Raw genomic sequence first — 14,750 nt, forward strand, 5'->3', positions numbered from 1 at the left:
GAATAAATGTAACTTTTTTTGGAGCTAGCTATGTTACAAAATAACAGGTTTGATGCGATCGCGCGTTCGACTACCGTCCGTTTAACGGAGGTGAATACTAACGATTTGATGAAAAATACGATAGCGAATGAAAAAACTCTTCATCAAAAAGCTTTGGAACCAAAAATTTTGGATGAACCAAATTTAATTTTAGAAATCCCCGAAGGAAGACTGATAGATAGAGAAAATATAAACTTAGTAAATCCTCCTGAATTTGCAGGAAATGTCTTATCTGTTTACTTAGCCATTGCTGCTGGGGCATTAATTGTTTTTGGGATATTGCAGAAAAAAATACAAAGCCATATTACTACTGATCTTTTAAGTCATCTCAATCGCGTCCCTTGTATGCACTGTCATTTTTTTTCCACGAATCCGTATCTTAGGTGTGCCATAAATCCAGTCACGGTTCTCACTAAAGAAGCTATTAATTGCTCAGAATATCGTTGTTGCAATAGTAAACATCTCCACTAAGCCTTTCTAAAAACTTGGTCAATCTTAAACAAGGCAGCTAATGCATATAATTTTTCAGCAGTCAATATACAACGCGATCGCACGATTCATCATGACTGAAAACTAATGAGAACTAAACCAGCCACTTGCTTGAAAAAGCAAAATATGGAGGCAAGATTGTGCGCTTAGGTCAATGGCTCGGCTTGCTTGTCTTTGTGATTTCTCTCTATATTCTGTGGCGAATTCGGCAAGTTGTTTTGTTGTTGTTTGCGGCTGTAGTCTTAGCAACAGCTTTAAACCGAATTGTGCGACAAATGCAGCAATATCATATTAAGCGTGGAATTGCGATCGCTATTACAGTTGTCATTTTACTATCACTCATTGTTGGATTTTTTGCAGTTATTGTGCCGCGTATTATCGATCAATTGCAACAACTGATTGGAGTCCTACCTCAAGTATCAGCCAGAATTGATACTTGGGTGAATTGGTTACAATCTAGAATCCCAGGAGCAATGTTTGAATTCCGTGTTTTAGAAAATATTCCACAACAGCTTCAAACCTGGGTAGCAAGGTTGTTAGGCAATTTTTTTGTCTTCCTCAACAACTCGCTTACTGCTATTTTGGGCGTATTACTATTCTTAGTTCTAACAATCATGCTATTAGCTAACCCTTCTCAATACCGACGAGTATTTATCCTTGCTTTTCCCGCTTTTTATCGACGCAGAGTTAACGAAATACTATCTGAAACTGAAGAATCTTTAGTTGGTTGGATTAAAGGTACTCTCATCGCAATGGTCGTTATCGGTTTAGTTTCTTTTATTGGGCTGTCAGTTTTGGGAGTACCGCTACCTTTAGTCAATGCTACTTTAGCTGGATTATTAGAATTTATTCCCAATGTAGGACCAACTTTGAGCGTCATTCCACCAGTGCTTCTTGCTCTGCTTGATGCTCCTTGGAAGGCAGGAGCAGTTATATTACTTTATATTGCAATTCAACAATTTGAAAGTTTAGTTTTGGTTCCTTTCATTATGAAGCAAGAAGTAGATCTGATGCCAGTTTTCACCATCTTAGCAGTCGTAGTTTTTGCTAGCTTGTTTGGTTTTTTAGGTTTATTTCTGGCAATTCCGCTATTAATTATAGTACAAATCTGGTTCAAAGAAGTCTTGGTCAAGGATATCATGAACAAATGGCAGGAAAAAAAATAATTAAAACTGTTTACCTAATTAAATTTAATTGCACTAATATATTTGAATAAATAGATAATATGTACAATTACTCGTGCTTGCAAAAATAAAACAAGAGCAAAAACATAAAGTATTAAAAGTAGAACTTTTAATATTAACTTAACAATATAAAATAATTTAGCATATAAACTAAATATTTATTTTTTAAAAAGATTAGTAATTTATTTAGATTAAAAACATTACATTGATGTAGTTTCTTATACTAAATACAAAAATAAATATAAGAGATTTTCTATTACTTAAGATTGACTTTAGCTAGAGTTATTATTGATAGGTTAATGTTAATAAGTCAAGCTAAAATCTTAGTAAGAAATAGAAGTCATGGAACAAACCAAAAGTAGTAAATTGATTAAACTAGTTGGTGTTAGCTTGCTAGCAATATCTACAGCAGTTATACCGTTAACTCTACCTACCTCAGCTCAAGCAGTACCTGGAGTTGGAGCAGGAGTATACGAACGCGAAGGAGTGTATGAAGATAATGATTTTGACTGGGGTTGGTTGGGATTAATTGGTTTAGCTGGTAAAGATAAAGGTCGTCGCAGCGATGCAACTGCTTATCAAGAGCCTGAGTCAGTCCGCAATAACTATAGGGAATAATCAACTACTGGCGTTTTTCTAATCAAGAAACAAAACTTCAATTTCTACTCACTTTGAGAGTTTTTCGAGCAATTAAAAATTGAGGAAATAGGGGGTGCTTTAGTTATGAAACGTTCTCGGTTAATTCAAGCGGTTGGTACTGTTATTTTAGGTGCAAGTATGATAATTTTACCTGCTTGCACTACAGAGCCAGTTGGGACTGTGGCACCACGTCCAGGGGTTGGAGTTGTGGCTGAAAGAGATAATGATTTCGATTGGGGTTGGATTGGTTTAGTTGGCTTGGTTGGTTTATTTGGCTTAAGTGGTAAAAAAGGCAATCGCTGAATCGAAGCAACTGATTATCAAGAGCATAATCTAGCTTTTATTAAGCTACAAAGATTGTCTTAGATTCATCTCAGTAGTAAAGTGATGCTCATAGTCTGATGAAAATCATCGAAGCAAAGTCGTGAATTTCATATGTTAGTTCTTGAAAGAAAGCCTTAGTCTACCAAGATAAGGCTTTCTCTCTATTGCTCTTGTGCGCTTGAACTAAGGTTGCTGATAGCTTGTAACTCGCAAGATGAGTTCACCTTGATTTGGGTTGCGATTGAATACAAAAGCTCCTTTTTTAGTTTCACCTTTGGATAAATAACTAATCTGTTGTTTGCCAGTTGCCTCAACCATACCATCAACCCGCAGTTGGGCAACAACTTGCACTGCATCAGCGGCTTGTCCGCCAGTATTGGTAACAGCAAAAGGAATGTAAAATTGGTCTTGAACTTGGCGAGTGTTCCCAGCACGTCTGACAGAAATCGCGGGAGGACGGTTATCTTGCGCTAGCCACTCATAAATTACTAAACCTGCGATCGCCGCCAAGATGAATGAAGCAATACCAAAAGATACCCACTCAGCCAGCGATCGCTTTTGCTGTTCTCGATCGGGGGGTTGCTGTCCTTGACTCATATTGCTAACCGTCCGGCTGCGCCACCAATTGTCGATGGTAAACTCAAAATTATGCTGTAGCTCAACCACATAAACCACGGATCTGCAAACCTGAGTTGGTGGAAGAAAAATAACATTAAAACTGAGGCTACTAAAGATACTAAGTAGCAGGCGATCGTTTCGCTCCAGGGGTGCTGAAATAAGCCTCGTTGTTGTTGGCGCTTTTGTTGATTGACAAAACCTGCTTCAAACACAATACCGTAAGATATCAACAATGAGGCAACCATAATCGCCAGCAACCAAGGTGCGGAAATTGCAGACGACAGTATAGGGATTTCATCCGTAGGCGCAATGTTAAATGCAATAAACAAAGTACCGATTGAGGTAGCGCCTAAATCAGCGATAGTAGCATTTAGCTGATCTTGGTTTTGTAGTTTTGCTTTGTCCTGTTTAGAACCACTTTTGTCTTGACGTTCGCCACTGATAAATTCGTTCGCTACAGCTACACCGATCGCAAACGGAATGCTCTCATAGATCGTTTTACCCAACGCTGCACTGAGTGTGATTTCTAAAGTTATTCTCTGTAGTAGAATCAATATTCCTGCTGAGCAAACAAGTCCAATTGCGATCGCTTCCACACTATCCATTGCGGCTTCTAAGGGGGAGTTAGCTTGACTTTTGCGAAAACCAGCAGTGCGATTAATCAGAGAAATAATGATGAATGTGACTGCTAAAACCACTAACATTTCTGACGGTTCAGCGGTAGAACCAATCTGCCAAACTTCCATCGTGTACAGCAGCGGAATTCCAAATAAAAAACCACCTGATGCACCCCGCATTAAATCGTCGCACTCACTTAACCAAATTTTTTGTTGCGGACGCTTTGCTGTATTATTATTTGTCATATGTTCTTGTGCCAACTACAGAGCGCCAATTGCTAAAACTGAAATCCCAACAAATTCCAGTAGGCAAGAAAGGGAATAAAGACCAACGCAGCTATGGTTATTAAAGAATAATGCGATCGCTTTACAAAAGACCAATACTGATTTTTCCAAGCCAAAGCGGTAAAAACTATCAATCCTAGTGTCAACGCAGAGGTAAGTAGAGGAATACAAAGTAATGCGATCGCGACAGCAGGTACGCCATACACTAGCCGCCAAAAGTTATACAGCCAAATTGATATGGGAAAGCCAATCAAAAAAACTAGATTCAAAGTACCGATCAAACCTGCAAGTATCCAAGCCCAACACAACTTTTGTCGTCTTTGACGCTTACTGCGCAAACGTTGAATTAAAGGCACGATCAGATAAATTATCGCAGCTGATAGAAAGACTACAGCACAAAAGCCAACAACTCCTAATTGTACCCAGACCCTTTCATACCAATGAATTCGCTCGAAGGTTCCGATAACGGGCCACAGTGGATTAAACGCAAATGCAATTCGACCGCTGCTGTCCTCACCAAAACCAGTGAAAGCTTCGTCGTTGGCTCGCTGGAATAACAACGGTTCCACAGGTACTAACTGGATCTGGGGAGCATTTCCTAGAAAAAATAAACTAGGAGTCCGAACCTGCAAAGTGCCGTTATCACCTTTCTCAATCTTGATATGCTTAAAAGGTGCGCTCATTTTAGCAAAGGTGTCGCGGGGATACTCCAAGTCACGGTAGATGCTAGTAAACCGATTCAGTTGCTCCTGAGTGAGGGAAATCGGTTGCTTACGTGCAGGTGTAGTAACAGGAAAATAGCGGTCAAAAAATTGAGATAGTAATTTTCCATGTATCCCAGCGAAACTATTGGTTGCAGTAAAGATACCAATGTTTCGGTCGCTTAGCAGGGTAAGAGAACTAGAGTATCCACGCAAGCTGCCTAAGTGGGTGAGCGCTCTAATCGCATTTTCCAGCCGTTCGTGAAACTCGTAAGCAGTGCCAGGTAATAGGGGATGTTGGGTAAAGTGCGTTTGGTGCATCAACTGGGCGGTATCCGGCTTGAGGATACGCGCATTTTCATAGCGACCGAGTTGTAAGTGAGCGATCGCAAAGTGAGCCATATCTATAGCAGTTGTTTGCAGCGAAGCCGCTGGGGCAATGTTGAGATATAAATAGGGAACAGATTTAAAGTTACCGTTTTGATACTGATAGCCCATAGCCAAATCCTCTGCAAGGGGTGGTGGCGGTGGCTGGACAAAGGTGCTGCGGGGCATATTCAGCGGTTGAAAGATGTTTTTGTCGATATATTGATCGAAGGGAAGACCGGAAATCTTTTGTACCAAATAACCTAACAACGCACTACTATGACTGGAATAGTTGTAGAGTTTGCCTGGAAACCAGACGACAGGCGGCATTTGGTCAGCTAGGTAGTCTCCTAGTGGCTGCATCTCCTCGGCGGTGCGAGCCGCAAGTCCAATCCGCCTTTGAGAAGTGCCGTCCGTATGCGTCATTAGTTGAGCAACTCTAACTGGTTCGGGATAAGGATTTTCTAGTTGGAAATTTGTAAGGTAATTGTTAACCTCACCATTTAATTGCAGCAATCCTCGCTCGTATAACTGCATTGCTGCTGTAGCGGTAAAGAGCTTGGAAAGCGAGGCAACACGAAAGAGAGTTTTATCGGCTTCAACTGGGATTTTCTTTTCTACGTTGGCGTAACCATAACCTTTAGCAAAAAAGATCTTGCCATCTTTGACTACAGAAACGACTCCACCAGGAATATGAGACTTCGACATTTCTTCTTTAAAGAAATTGTCTACAAATGCTTCAAATTCTTGCGGATCATTTAATCCAGGCGCAGTAGGAGCCGCAGGTACAGATTGCACTGGTTCAGTAATCGGTTGATCTGGTTGGCGATCAATAACCTGTATATCGGCTGGAGTATTTCGCGCCCAACTTGGTAGCACAGATAATGAGAGAAGTAGAGTAGCTAAAATTATCCAAGAAATTAACCTACAGGCATACTTGCGTTTTTTGAGAACTTGGTTTTGTTTCTGAAACAACATTTCTTTGGTTGACCAACTGTGTCAATTCTTGTATTACAGATAGCTTTTTCTCTTGCCATTATTCTTCATTTAAGGAGGAAAAGAATATTCAACTAATTCAAATTAATAATTACAACTATATTTATCTTTCTAGATAAATCTAAATAGTGGAGAATTGGTGGAGGAATTGATAAATTCACCAAGTCAAGCTACCACTTAGTGAATAAATTTGGTATTGATGATTTCTTAAGGGGTGGAAAATCAACAGCTTTTGCTAACAACTGGATAACTCTGAACGGACAAGTTCATTATAGTAACAAACAAAATTCTAAATTGTCTCAATGTGATTTTCAAGTTTCTAAAAAAACGACAAGGTCTTCCTCAATAGCCGCGATACTCGTTGTCTAAGTGCGTTGTTCAACCCTTCAAGGTAGCTGGTTAGTTTTAAGGGAATGCACTCCTGCATTGCTGCCATATCAATTCTGTCTCCTTGCCCACTACATATGTTGCTGACTGAGTAGAACCATGTTATTGGCTTGCTAATAATCGTATACTACTGCCTCTTGCTGGTAGACAGCTGGCAGACTCACTAAAGCGGTTGCCAATATAGCAGCCGACAATTATCACGAGTTACAACTAATTCTTACTAGAAAATTAAGTGTTTCAGGAGCTTTGGGAGGTAGGTAAATCATTAGACAGACAGCAGATTCGCTCAATCCCCAACTAGTGGCAATATGGAACTGAGTGCGATATTCTCGCGCCTTTTTCGAGTACCAGCAACAATTGGGCTAAGGGCACTGAGTTTACACTGTCTCCCGTTGTCCCCGTCGGTCGAGATTGGGTTGCAGCACCTCCACCATCTGGTCAAAGGTTTCGCGAGGCACTCCGCATTTACGTTTGAAGGTGCTTGGTTTCAGGTATTTGATTTGCCTGTAGGTCATGGCTGCTTTCTCCTTAACCTACTTGTGCCACCTTATTAATTATTCACGCAAGAAGTCTATTTCTTGGGTCAAGTACGCAGATGTGTTGGTCACTCCAATACTACGACTAATTGACTGTTCGCCACTGCGATTCAAAGTTCTGGTAATAAATCATCAACATCACAAAACAGAGCTTTTAAACTAGACATAAGGACAGGGAGGCTGAATTGGTCACAATTTTCAGCTTGTTACTCTCCTCCTTTTCTTATCCCGAACTTATGTTATGTAGTTCCATTAATGATGCGTATGATAACAGGGAAGTACAAAAGGTAAAAATCTAATGCTGCTTGCTCAGCTAAAAAGTAGTTAACCAAACTTCTCGTGCATCCTGGTAAAAACTTTCACCTCGTTGCCACTTGTATTGCTTCTCAGAAAGTAGTAAACCAAGCCAAACATTAACAAGCGGTATATTCAAAGCTTGCTGCAATTGTGCAAGCGTTACTGCATTGTCATTATTTTGTTGTAAATAAGCGGCGATCGCCCTCACCCAGACTGAAACATCTTCATCATGCGCAATATTCAAAGTTTGATTAAAAATCTCCTCTTCAGATAGTTCTGCTTTCCGGTGTATCTGTGCATCCAACACTTCCAACAAACTACTTTTAACATTTTCAATACCTTACTCACGTAACCATGCACTTGACTGGCAACCATCCCTGCACAATGCACCGCAGGTACAACGGCAATTTTATGTTGTCCTTGCCAAACTTCAACAGCAATCGCATGAACAGGCGTATCGGCTCCAGCATGACGTTACACCACAAGCACCGCGAACGTAACTTGGTGAAGCGGTTCAAATTCAACCGGAATTTATATTAACTCTTCCTGGCGCAGGCAGCTGCGCCTTTGGTTGCGGCGATCGCGATGCCGTGCATACGAGCGACGACTGTAACAAATACGCGGATTCCAGCAATTGTCACCTTCTTCCCCATGCAATGCTTGAGCTTGTGCCGCGTCGAGCATCGCGCATTTTTGACATTTTAATGGGATTGTCTTTGCCATCGACTAGAAACGCCGCAGCAGCGATCGCGAAACGATGATATACATTCATTTAAGGATCAATTAAATCGAATCCTAAGACAATATCTAAAGCTTGGCGAATCTGTTGCCAATAGTGAGCTTCAATGACGCCAACTTTATTGCGCATTCTTTGATAACTGACGGCTCGAATTTGCCCGACATCAACAAAGCGAGCTTTATCCAGTCCGTTAGTCAGCGAAGCTTCGACATTTACTGCATAAGGAGCCTGCTTACTACCAGGGCGAAATGGCAAAACAATCGTGACTTGTCCGTATTGGTTCATTGTATCGTTCTGGATAACCAAGCAGGAACGAGTTTTCTGTACTTCTGCCCCTACTGTCGGCTCCATTGCCACCCAGTAGATGTCTCCACGACGATAAGTGAGTTTACCCTTCGGCATCGTCTAGTCCATCGGCAACAACAGTATCCCACAGTTGAATTTCAGCTAAATACTCTGGGTCAGAGCAATCATCTTGAAGCGCTTTAATTAATTCAGCTTCAATAGTCCGCTGGCGCTCTTTTGCGAGTAAGGAGTTCAAATACTGGCTGCGGTTGCCATCAGCTTGTGAGTCGAGAAAGGCAACCAAGTCCTCAGTTAGAGTAACAGCGATCTTTCGCCTCATAAGCAATCATTCTCAAAAGGATATTTTCATCATACTAAATAGTATGATTTTCGAGATAGAGATTTGCAATTTCGTATTTTGTCTTAGAGTTGTCTAATAGCAGATGTTTAACCAATGCCAGAGAAGAATTAAATGCCAAAAATGGCGGAATTACTACCGCTGCTACTTAATCAGGTGGTGGCAACATTACGATCGCTGCAAGTCATATTCGCCTGCGGGGTAACAGCGATATTAGAACAGACCTGGCTAGCAGTGTAGGAAGTGGCGGTAACATTACCCTAACGGCTGACTCAATCATTGCTTTTAATGACAGTGATATTTTGGCATTTGCACCTGAAGGTCAAGGTGGTAACATTACGCTGAATACTCCTGTCTTTTTTGGCTTTGGCTATCGCCCAAGTGTTTCAGAAACGAACTACGCTATCCTTGATGGCAATAACCGAGTTGATGTTAATGCGAGTGGCGCGATCGCATCAGGTAACATCACTACACCAGACACCACATTTGTCCAAAACAGCTTGACAGAATTACCAGCAAACGTGATTGACACCGGTACGCTAGTTGCTAATAGTTGCATTGCTCGTAGTAGCGATCGCTCCACGGGAAACTTTATCATCACAGGTAGTGGTGGCTTACCGACACGGCCTGGAGATACTACAGCTTCATCTGCCAAATGGTCAGCTTATTTTGAGTCGCGAGTGTAAATGAAAAGTTGCACTTATATCAAAAGTTTCGCCACTAAATAAACACCTCAGGCGATACGTGAAAGAACTCTGCTAATTTCTTAGCCAATCGCTTACTAACACCGCGCTTGCCACTGAGGATTTCTGAAGTAGCACCTTTAGAACCAACTAATTCTGCTAGTTCTGATTGACTCATATTATGCTCCTCCATTAGGTGCAGCAAAATAGATTGAGGAGTTGAGCCTTTGTGTTGATAATGCTCCTCTTCAAATTTTTCAACCAAAATCACCAAAAGATCCAAGAGAGTATCGTGCTCTGGAGTGCGGTTTTTTTCCGCCATTAACTTTTCAATGATCTCCAAATACTTCTCATTTTCTTCTTCAGTCTCTACTACTTTTGGTTGAAATTCTACCAACAGAGAACCATAAACGTTTTTATCAATAGTAAGGGTCATCTTTCCATTTCTCCTTGTCGTATTCTGCATGAGTCAAAACGTATTTGACATAAACTATTCGCCTAGCATAATCAATACTTACTATGAGTCGATAGGTACTGCCCTTAATATTAAAAATCGTAGAGTTGCTAGCAAGATCAGCACTTGGAAAGACTTGACGCACTTCAGCTAAATTTCTCCATTCAGCTGATCTTGCAATCCTGTACCAGTTATCTAAAGGAGTCTTTGCGTCTGAATGAATTTCATAAAATTCTTCTAGCTTTTTATTACTAATAACGTGCATGAATATTAGATAAAATAGCCTCTTTAAGTCAATTAAAACTAAGAAAAATAATCTAATATCCTTCTATGTTCACAAAATGTGAACAAGTTGTCAACACTAATATTATTAAAAGTGGATGACTTTTTTGGAATTTTGACACTTTTGGTGAGAGGCGGTTGCGCCCAAACTGAAATCGTTGTAATTGTGCCATCCCACAACTGAGCCATCTGCTTTTGAGTTTTGCCTCCATGCTCCTGAACAAACTCGGCGAACTTGTCCAAATCGGTAATTTTGCTCTGCGAATTTTCTTGGGGCAACCCTTGGTGCGATCCCTGCCACCTTTGATGAGGCTACGAAAGGCGCGACGGACTTGAAAAACTTTGATCCTCAAGAATCGAGTGCGGCTCCTGGTATAGTTCTATTACCTGCGCCTGCGTCTAATTGTGCTGCTTCGCCTGAAGTGGATGAGGAACTCGTGGACACAGTGATGGCTAGGTTAGCGTCTACGCTCATGGCGGCTCGATAACTTTCCCTTGAGTTCCCCAGTGCGCACCGAGAGAACTGACTCAATCGTGTAAATTTCTACTATCATGCAGAGCAATTTCTTCACTACTATTTTACTGCCACTAGCTCTGGCAGTTGTCATGCTAGGAATGGGGCTAAGTCTAGTTCCAAAAGATTTTCAACGCATTACCCGCGACCCTGTAGCCGTTGCAGTGGGAACAATATGTCAAGTATTGCTACTACCGCTCATTGGAGTGCTAATTACGCTCTTTGTTCCGATGCAGAGTGCGATCGCAGTTGGCTTAATTGTCCTTGCTGTCTGCCCTGGTGGTCCTTCCTCCAATCTTATTACCTATCTAGCAAAAGGCGATGTTGCTCTCTCAGTGACGCTGACAGCATTCAGCAGCATAATCACCGTGTTCACGATTCCCATCTTTACGAATCTGGCGCTTCAGTATTTTATGGGTCAAAATGCCGCAATCTCACTGCCGATCGGAAGAACAATACTGCAAATCTTTCTGATCACATTGTTGCCAATTGCAATCGGAATGGTCATCCGTCACCAGTTTCCCAACACAGCGAAGCGTATTGAAAAACAAATGAGTCGTCTTGCAGCAGGTTTACTGGCATTGATTATTGTGCTGATCTTGATTCGGGAAGGAAGTAAACTGCCAGGATTCATCGCACAGGTGGGAATCGGAGTTTTGTTACTCAATCTACTGGCAACATTGGCAGGATTATGGGTCGGAAAGCTATTTCGTTTGCCGTTAGCTCAACAGATTTGTATTGCGATCGAGGTTGGAATTCAGAATGGAACGTTAGCGATCGCAATCACTGCTGGTTTACTCAATAATCTTGATATGGCTGTACCTGCTGCTGTTTATAGCTTGCTAATGTACGTAACTGGCTTTGGAGCTATTCTTTACGGCAGAAGAGTAAGCAGTAGTGTGTCTACCTCAAAATAGCTCAAGAATCACCGCGTATGATTCGGTTGGGGTCACGTTCTAACTTGTGGATGCGAGTGTAAATGAACAGTTGCACTTATTCAAAAGCTACACCACTAAATAAACGACTCAGACGATCGCACCCAAACTGAAATCTTTGCTTTGCATTTATTTATAGGAGATGCCCACACGCCCGCGAGTAAAGATGGTGTTGCTCAGTTGCAGGTACATGTAACAGTGTTTGACAACGTACGGAGAAAGGCTTCGGCTTAATCCTACCCCATGATTCGAGCAAAAATCATCTCTGACAGCAACATTTTACTCTAAGCACTCGTAACTTGAAGAGATTTCAGAAATTTTTATTTACTATGCATGCGCTTGAGCGCGCTCAGCTAGCTATCCTTGTAAAAGTGACAACAATAACTACTGCTCTCAAAATCTCAAAATGTTCAAAAGCCGTTGGATACAAGGAGTTTTATTAGGAATAATGGCAATGGTCGTGGTGGTGGCTTGCACTCCCACTACAACGCAAAATTCTAACAACTCCCCTGAAGCTACCTCACTTACTCGGCTGACCTTTGGGGTAGGTCCTTACTTTCCGATTCCTAACGAAAATCGCAAACAGTTTGAACCATTGTTTAACGCACTGGCAGAACAAGTAAATTTACCAGCTGAGGTAACAGTTGCGGATGACTGGATTGGTATTTCAGAGGCACTAAGATCGCGCACTTTGGATGTTGCTTGGTTAGGTCCTTGGGGCTATATGCTGGCAAAGCACACCGATCCTTCCTTGCAGGCAATTGCTACTGTCAATTACAAAGACAAACCTACTTATTATTCAGTCTTGATGGCACGAGCAGATGCACCATTCAATACTCTAGAAGAGGCAATTGCTCAGAGTCAGCAGGGTACCAAGCTCAAGCTCAGTTTGGCAGATGTAGGCTCGACGTCGGGTTGGCTCGTTCCCCAGGCGGAATTTAAGCGACGCAATCTCGATCCGAAAGTTGTATTTGACTATAACGAAGGTGCCAGTCACGCCGCACAAGCGATCGCTGTACTAAGCAACCAAGTGGATATTGCCTCTGACTACGACCGTAATCTAGATGTTTTGACCGATGAAGGCAAGATTGACAAAAGTAAACTCAAGATCATTTGGCAATCTGAGCCGTTGCCTAACGATCCAATTGTAGTTCGAGGCGATTTCCCAGAGACAATTAGAACTCAATTGCAAGAAGCACTAGTTAATCTACCTCCAGAACAAGCTAAAACTTTATTGCCCAAAAATTACACGGGGTTTGTCTCATCCGACGGCAGTAACTACGCTCCGATTGAGCAAGCAGGATTACTAGTTGGCAAGCTAAAATGACCTTTCCATCTACTAAGCACAAGGTCGATCGAGCAGATGATTCCCCTAATTTAAATGCAATCCTGGCAGCGGAGCAACGACGACAGGGAGGTATCTGGAAACTCCTACATCGTAGCTTTTGGGGAGTGCTGGCGATCGCCCTACTGATTGCTAGTGCCCGCACAGCAAGGGTCAATTTGTTGCAATTTTGGCAGCGCATCCCTACGGTGGGAGAGTGGCTGTCTCGTTTATTTCCGCCTGATTTTTCAGAGCTACCCATCTTTTTTGAAGCGATTTGGGAAACCTTAGCAATTGCCATTATTGGTACAGGTTGTGCAATTCTGGTTGCCGTTCCTCTAGCCTTGTTAGTTGCGCGAAATATTACTCCGGTGCAATGGTTAGCCACTCCCTTGCGAGGGCTACTAAATTTGCTACGCGGTATTGATACTGCTATTTTCGCTTTATTTTTTGTTTCAATTGTGGGTTTAGGACCCTTTGCTGGAGCCTTGGGTGTAGCATTTCACACGACTGGATCGATGGCAAAGCTCTATGCTGAAGTGCTGGAGTCACTACCCAGCGAACCGATTGAAGCTATTGAAGCCACTGGAAGCGATCGCCTTCGCACCTTTGCCTTTGCGGTCTTGCCCGAAGCTCTACCTGGATTAATTGGCATTAGTTTGTACTTATGGGAATTTAATGTCCGTTCTTCTGTAATTTTGGGTATCGTTGGGGCTGGAGGTATCGGCTACGAATTGCTAGTTAGCTTAAAGTTGCTCGACTTTCCTCGTCTTTGTACTATTTTGCTGCTGATTCTAGCTATGGTCAGTCTAATTGATGCATTCAGCGCCTACTTCCGCCAGCGATTGAATTGACATGATTGTTGTTGAAAATCTTACTAAATCCTACCAGCGCGGTCACTTCGCGCTCCACAATGTTGGCTTTGAGGTCATGCCTCATACTTTCACTGCGATTTTGGGTACGAGTGGATCTGGAAAAACAACTTTGCTGCGCTGCCTTCTGCAACTTACTCAGCCTGATACAGGAAAGATTTGGTTTCAAGGGCGGAATTTAAACCAATGTTCTGCTCTAGAGTTACGGCAGGCACGCATGCAGATTGCAATGGTGGCTCAGCAATTTAACTTGGTGCGGCGTCGCACCGCTCTAGAGAATTGCCTGGGAGGTTGTTTGCCAGAACTGCCACTGTGGCGCTGTTTAACGAGCCAGTTTCCTGCTAGCTTATTGCGGGAAGGGTTAGCTGCCTTAGAGCGGGTGCAATTATTAGAGTTTGCCTTTCAACGCGCCGATCGCCTTTCGGGAGGACAACAGCAGCGAGTTGCAATTGCCCGTGCCCTTACCCAAAAAGCTCGCCTAATTCTGGCAGATGAACCTGTCGCTAGTCTTGACCCTGAAACTGCCCATGTGGTGCTGCGACTGTTGCGATCGCTCTGCGACCAGGAAGGCATCACGATTCTCTGCAATTTACATCAAGTTGAATTAGCAACACAGTATAGCGATCGCATTCTTGGTATTCAAGCGGGTAAATTAGTCTTGGATGCCTCAACGGATCAATTTAGCGATTCGGATAGCAATCTAATTTATAAAACCCAATCAGTGGCTTGATTAAAGTTGAACAAGTAAACAAAATTCTGTGTTGTTTGCACTCAGCAACTTATTAATGGCTTCGAGTCACAGAAAGACCACTGCAATCAAGTCAAA

The 14,750-nt window shown here is 42.2% G+C and carries 20 protein-coding genes and 1 pseudogene; 11 read left to right on the forward strand and 10 right to left on the reverse strand.

Going from position 1 to position 14,750, the window contains the following annotated elements; all coding sequences use genetic code 11:
- Positions 1 to 30 precede the first annotated feature (30 nt).
- The 4 genes from CSQ79_RS19910 to CSQ79_RS19925 all read left to right on the forward strand — a co-directional run bounded on the left by CSQ79_RS19910 (position 31) and on the right by CSQ79_RS19925 (position 2,654).
- Complete coding sequence (locus CSQ79_RS19910) at positions 31 to 510, forward strand: hypothetical protein (RefSeq protein ID WP_289501343.1); 480 nt, start codon at positions 31 to 33, stop codon at positions 508 to 510.
- Between the two features lie 158 nt (positions 511 to 668).
- Complete coding sequence (locus tag CSQ79_RS19915) at positions 669 to 1,694, forward strand: AI-2E family transporter (protein WP_099702931.1); 1,026 nt, start codon at positions 669 to 671, stop codon at positions 1,692 to 1,694.
- A gap of 360 nt (positions 1,695 to 2,054) precedes the next feature.
- Positions 2,055 to 2,330 (forward strand): WGxxGxxG family protein, encoded by a 276-nt coding sequence (locus tag CSQ79_RS19920; protein WP_289501345.1) that lies wholly within the window; start codon positions 2,055 to 2,057, stop codon positions 2,328 to 2,330.
- A 105-nt stretch (positions 2,331 to 2,435) separates the two neighbouring features.
- On the forward strand, positions 2,436 to 2,654 hold the full coding sequence (locus CSQ79_RS19925; protein WP_099702899.1) for a WGxxGxxG family protein: 219 nt from the start codon (positions 2,436 to 2,438) through the stop codon (positions 2,652 to 2,654).
- A gap of 204 nt (positions 2,655 to 2,858) precedes the next feature.
- Here the strand turns inward: CSQ79_RS19925 and CSQ79_RS19930 are convergent, their stop codons facing one another.
- The 8 genes and pseudogenes from CSQ79_RS19930 to mazE all read right to left on the reverse strand — a co-directional run bounded on the left by CSQ79_RS19930 (position 2,859) and on the right by mazE (position 8,842).
- On the reverse strand, positions 2,859 to 3,272 hold the full coding sequence (locus CSQ79_RS19930; RefSeq protein WP_099702900.1) for a TIGR02588 family protein: 414 nt from the start codon (positions 3,270 to 3,272) through the stop codon (positions 2,859 to 2,861).
- A complete protein-coding gene (locus tag CSQ79_RS19935; RefSeq protein ID WP_099702901.1) occupies positions 3,269 to 4,156 on the reverse strand; it encodes a TIGR02587 family membrane protein in 888 nt (295 codons plus the stop codon). Before CSQ79_RS19935 ends, CSQ79_RS19930 begins: the two co-directional genes overlap by 4 nt.
- Positions 4,157 to 4,188: 32 nt before the next feature.
- Positions 4,189 to 6,240, reverse strand: a complete 2,052-nt coding sequence (locus CSQ79_RS19940; RefSeq protein ID WP_289501346.1) for a serine hydrolase — start codon at positions 6,238 to 6,240, stop codon at positions 4,189 to 4,191.
- A 307-nt stretch (positions 6,241 to 6,547) separates the two neighbouring features.
- Positions 6,548 to 6,661, reverse strand: a pseudogene (locus CSQ79_RS19945) (IS1 family transposase); the annotation flags it as partial.
- Between the two features lie 833 nt (positions 6,662 to 7,494).
- Complete coding sequence (locus CSQ79_RS19950; protein WP_143755477.1) at positions 7,495 to 7,782, reverse strand: hypothetical protein; 288 nt, start codon at positions 7,780 to 7,782, stop codon at positions 7,495 to 7,497.
- A gap of 227 nt (positions 7,783 to 8,009) precedes the next feature.
- On the reverse strand, positions 8,010 to 8,201 hold the full coding sequence (locus CSQ79_RS27125; RefSeq protein ID WP_143755478.1) for a hypothetical protein: 192 nt from the start codon (positions 8,199 to 8,201) through the stop codon (positions 8,010 to 8,012).
- 49 nt (positions 8,202 to 8,250) lie between these two features.
- Positions 8,251 to 8,619: a type II toxin-antitoxin system PemK/MazF family toxin gene (locus tag CSQ79_RS19955; RefSeq protein ID WP_099702903.1), complete on the reverse strand. Its 369-nt coding sequence runs from the start codon at positions 8,617 to 8,619 to the stop codon at positions 8,251 to 8,253.
- Positions 8,606 to 8,842, reverse strand: a complete 237-nt coding sequence (mazE, locus tag CSQ79_RS19960) for a type II toxin-antitoxin system MazE family antitoxin (protein WP_099702904.1) — start codon at positions 8,840 to 8,842, stop codon at positions 8,606 to 8,608. The genes CSQ79_RS19955 and mazE overlap by 14 nt, the downstream gene beginning before the upstream one ends.
- A 132-nt stretch (positions 8,843 to 8,974) precedes the next feature.
- Between mazE and CSQ79_RS28135 the strand changes: the two genes are divergently transcribed.
- Together CSQ79_RS28135 and CSQ79_RS19965 are read left to right on the forward strand one after the other, a co-directional pair.
- The gene (locus tag CSQ79_RS28135; protein WP_289501347.1) at positions 8,975 to 9,100 is read left to right on the forward strand and encodes a hypothetical protein; all 126 of its coding nucleotides are present in this window, start codon (positions 8,975 to 8,977) and stop codon (positions 9,098 to 9,100) included.
- 62 nt (positions 9,101 to 9,162) lie between these two features.
- On the forward strand, positions 9,163 to 9,546 hold the full coding sequence (locus CSQ79_RS19965) for a hypothetical protein (RefSeq protein ID WP_099702905.1): 384 nt from the start codon (positions 9,163 to 9,165) through the stop codon (positions 9,544 to 9,546).
- A gap of 34 nt (positions 9,547 to 9,580) precedes the next feature.
- Here CSQ79_RS19965 and CSQ79_RS19970 read toward each other — a convergent pair whose 3' ends face one another.
- Positions 9,581 to 10,009, reverse strand: a complete 429-nt coding sequence (locus tag CSQ79_RS19970; protein WP_289501348.1) for a helix-turn-helix domain-containing protein — start codon at positions 10,007 to 10,009, stop codon at positions 9,581 to 9,583.
- The gene (locus CSQ79_RS19975) at positions 9,963 to 10,262 is read right to left on the reverse strand and encodes a type II toxin-antitoxin system HigB family toxin (RefSeq protein ID WP_099702907.1); all 300 of its coding nucleotides are present in this window, start codon (positions 10,260 to 10,262) and stop codon (positions 9,963 to 9,965) included. The genes CSQ79_RS19970 and CSQ79_RS19975 overlap by 47 nt, the downstream gene beginning before the upstream one ends.
- Before the next feature lie 349 nt (positions 10,263 to 10,611).
- Here CSQ79_RS19975 and CSQ79_RS28145 point away from each other — a divergent pair, with 349 nt between their 5' ends.
- From CSQ79_RS28145 to phnC, 5 genes are all read left to right on the forward strand, one after another.
- Positions 10,612 to 10,767: a hypothetical protein gene (locus tag CSQ79_RS28145; RefSeq protein ID WP_289501349.1), complete on the forward strand. Its 156-nt coding sequence runs from the start codon at positions 10,612 to 10,614 to the stop codon at positions 10,765 to 10,767.
- Between the two features lie 64 nt (positions 10,768 to 10,831).
- Positions 10,832 to 11,710: a bile acid:sodium symporter family protein gene (locus CSQ79_RS19985; protein WP_099702909.1), complete on the forward strand. Its 879-nt coding sequence runs from the start codon at positions 10,832 to 10,834 to the stop codon at positions 11,708 to 11,710.
- Positions 11,711 to 12,134: 424 nt separating this feature from the next.
- Positions 12,135 to 13,055: a phosphate/phosphite/phosphonate ABC transporter substrate-binding protein gene (locus CSQ79_RS19990; protein ID WP_099702910.1), complete on the forward strand. Its 921-nt coding sequence runs from the start codon at positions 12,135 to 12,137 to the stop codon at positions 13,053 to 13,055.
- Positions 13,052 to 13,906, forward strand: coding sequence for a phosphonate ABC transporter, permease protein PhnE (gene phnE, locus CSQ79_RS19995; protein WP_099702911.1), 855 nt, complete (start codon positions 13,052 to 13,054; stop codon positions 13,904 to 13,906). Before CSQ79_RS19990 ends, phnE begins: the two co-directional genes overlap by 4 nt.
- Position 13,907: 1 nt before the next feature.
- Positions 13,908 to 14,654, forward strand: a complete 747-nt coding sequence (gene phnC / locus CSQ79_RS20000; protein ID WP_099702912.1) for a phosphonate ABC transporter ATP-binding protein — start codon at positions 13,908 to 13,910, stop codon at positions 14,652 to 14,654.
- Positions 14,655 to 14,750: the final 96 nt, after the last annotated feature.

The organism is Gloeocapsopsis sp. IPPAS B-1203 (assembly GCF_002749975.1).
Lineage (GTDB): Bacteria > Cyanobacteriota > Cyanobacteriia > Cyanobacteriales > Chroococcidiopsidaceae > Gloeocapsopsis.

What these genes read in the sequence shown, in the direction of transcription:
- CSQ79_RS19910 (WP_289501343.1), top strand. Translation starts at nt 31, where the DNA reads ATGTTACAAAATAACAGGTTTGATGCGATCGCGCGTTCGACTACCGTC.
- CSQ79_RS19920 (WP_289501345.1), top strand. Translation starts at nt 2,055, where the DNA reads ATGGAACAAACCAAAAGTAGTAAATTGATTAAACTAGTTGGTGTTAGC.
- CSQ79_RS19925 (WP_099702899.1), top strand. Translation starts at nt 2,436, where the DNA reads ATGAAACGTTCTCGGTTAATTCAAGCGGTTGGTACTGTTATTTTAGGT.
- CSQ79_RS19930 (WP_099702900.1), bottom strand. Translation starts at nt 3,272, where the DNA reads ATGAGTCAAGGACAGCAACCCCCCGATCGAGAACAGCAAAAGCGATCG.
- CSQ79_RS19935 (WP_099702901.1), bottom strand. Translation starts at nt 4,156, where the DNA reads ATGACAAATAATAATACAGCAAAGCGTCCGCAACAAAAAATTTGGTTA.
- CSQ79_RS19940 (WP_289501346.1), bottom strand. Translation starts at nt 6,240, where the DNA reads ATGTTGTTTCAGAAACAAAACCAAGTTCTCAAAAAACGCAAGTATGCC.
- CSQ79_RS27125 (WP_143755478.1), bottom strand. Translation starts at nt 8,201, where the DNA reads ATGGCAAAGACAATCCCATTAAAATGTCAAAAATGCGCGATGCTCGAC.
- CSQ79_RS19955 (WP_099702903.1), bottom strand. Translation starts at nt 8,619, where the DNA reads ATGCCGAAGGGTAAACTCACTTATCGTCGTGGAGACATCTACTGGGTG.
- mazE (WP_099702904.1), bottom strand. Translation starts at nt 8,842, where the DNA reads ATGAGGCGAAAGATCGCTGTTACTCTAACTGAGGACTTGGTTGCCTTT.
- CSQ79_RS28135 (WP_289501347.1), top strand. Translation starts at nt 8,975, where the DNA reads ATGCCAAAAATGGCGGAATTACTACCGCTGCTACTTAATCAGGTGGTG.
- CSQ79_RS19970 (WP_289501348.1), bottom strand. Translation starts at nt 10,009, where the DNA reads ATGCAGAATACGACAAGGAGAAATGGAAAGATGACCCTTACTATTGAT.
- CSQ79_RS19975 (WP_099702907.1), bottom strand. Translation starts at nt 10,262, where the DNA reads ATGCACGTTATTAGTAATAAAAAGCTAGAAGAATTTTATGAAATTCAT.
- CSQ79_RS19985 (WP_099702909.1), top strand. Translation starts at nt 10,832, where the DNA reads ATGCAGAGCAATTTCTTCACTACTATTTTACTGCCACTAGCTCTGGCA.
- CSQ79_RS19990 (WP_099702910.1), top strand. Translation starts at nt 12,135, where the DNA reads ATGTTCAAAAGCCGTTGGATACAAGGAGTTTTATTAGGAATAATGGCA.
- phnE (WP_099702911.1), top strand. Translation starts at nt 13,052, where the DNA reads ATGACCTTTCCATCTACTAAGCACAAGGTCGATCGAGCAGATGATTCC.
- phnC (WP_099702912.1), top strand. Translation starts at nt 13,908, where the DNA reads ATGATTGTTGTTGAAAATCTTACTAAATCCTACCAGCGCGGTCACTTC.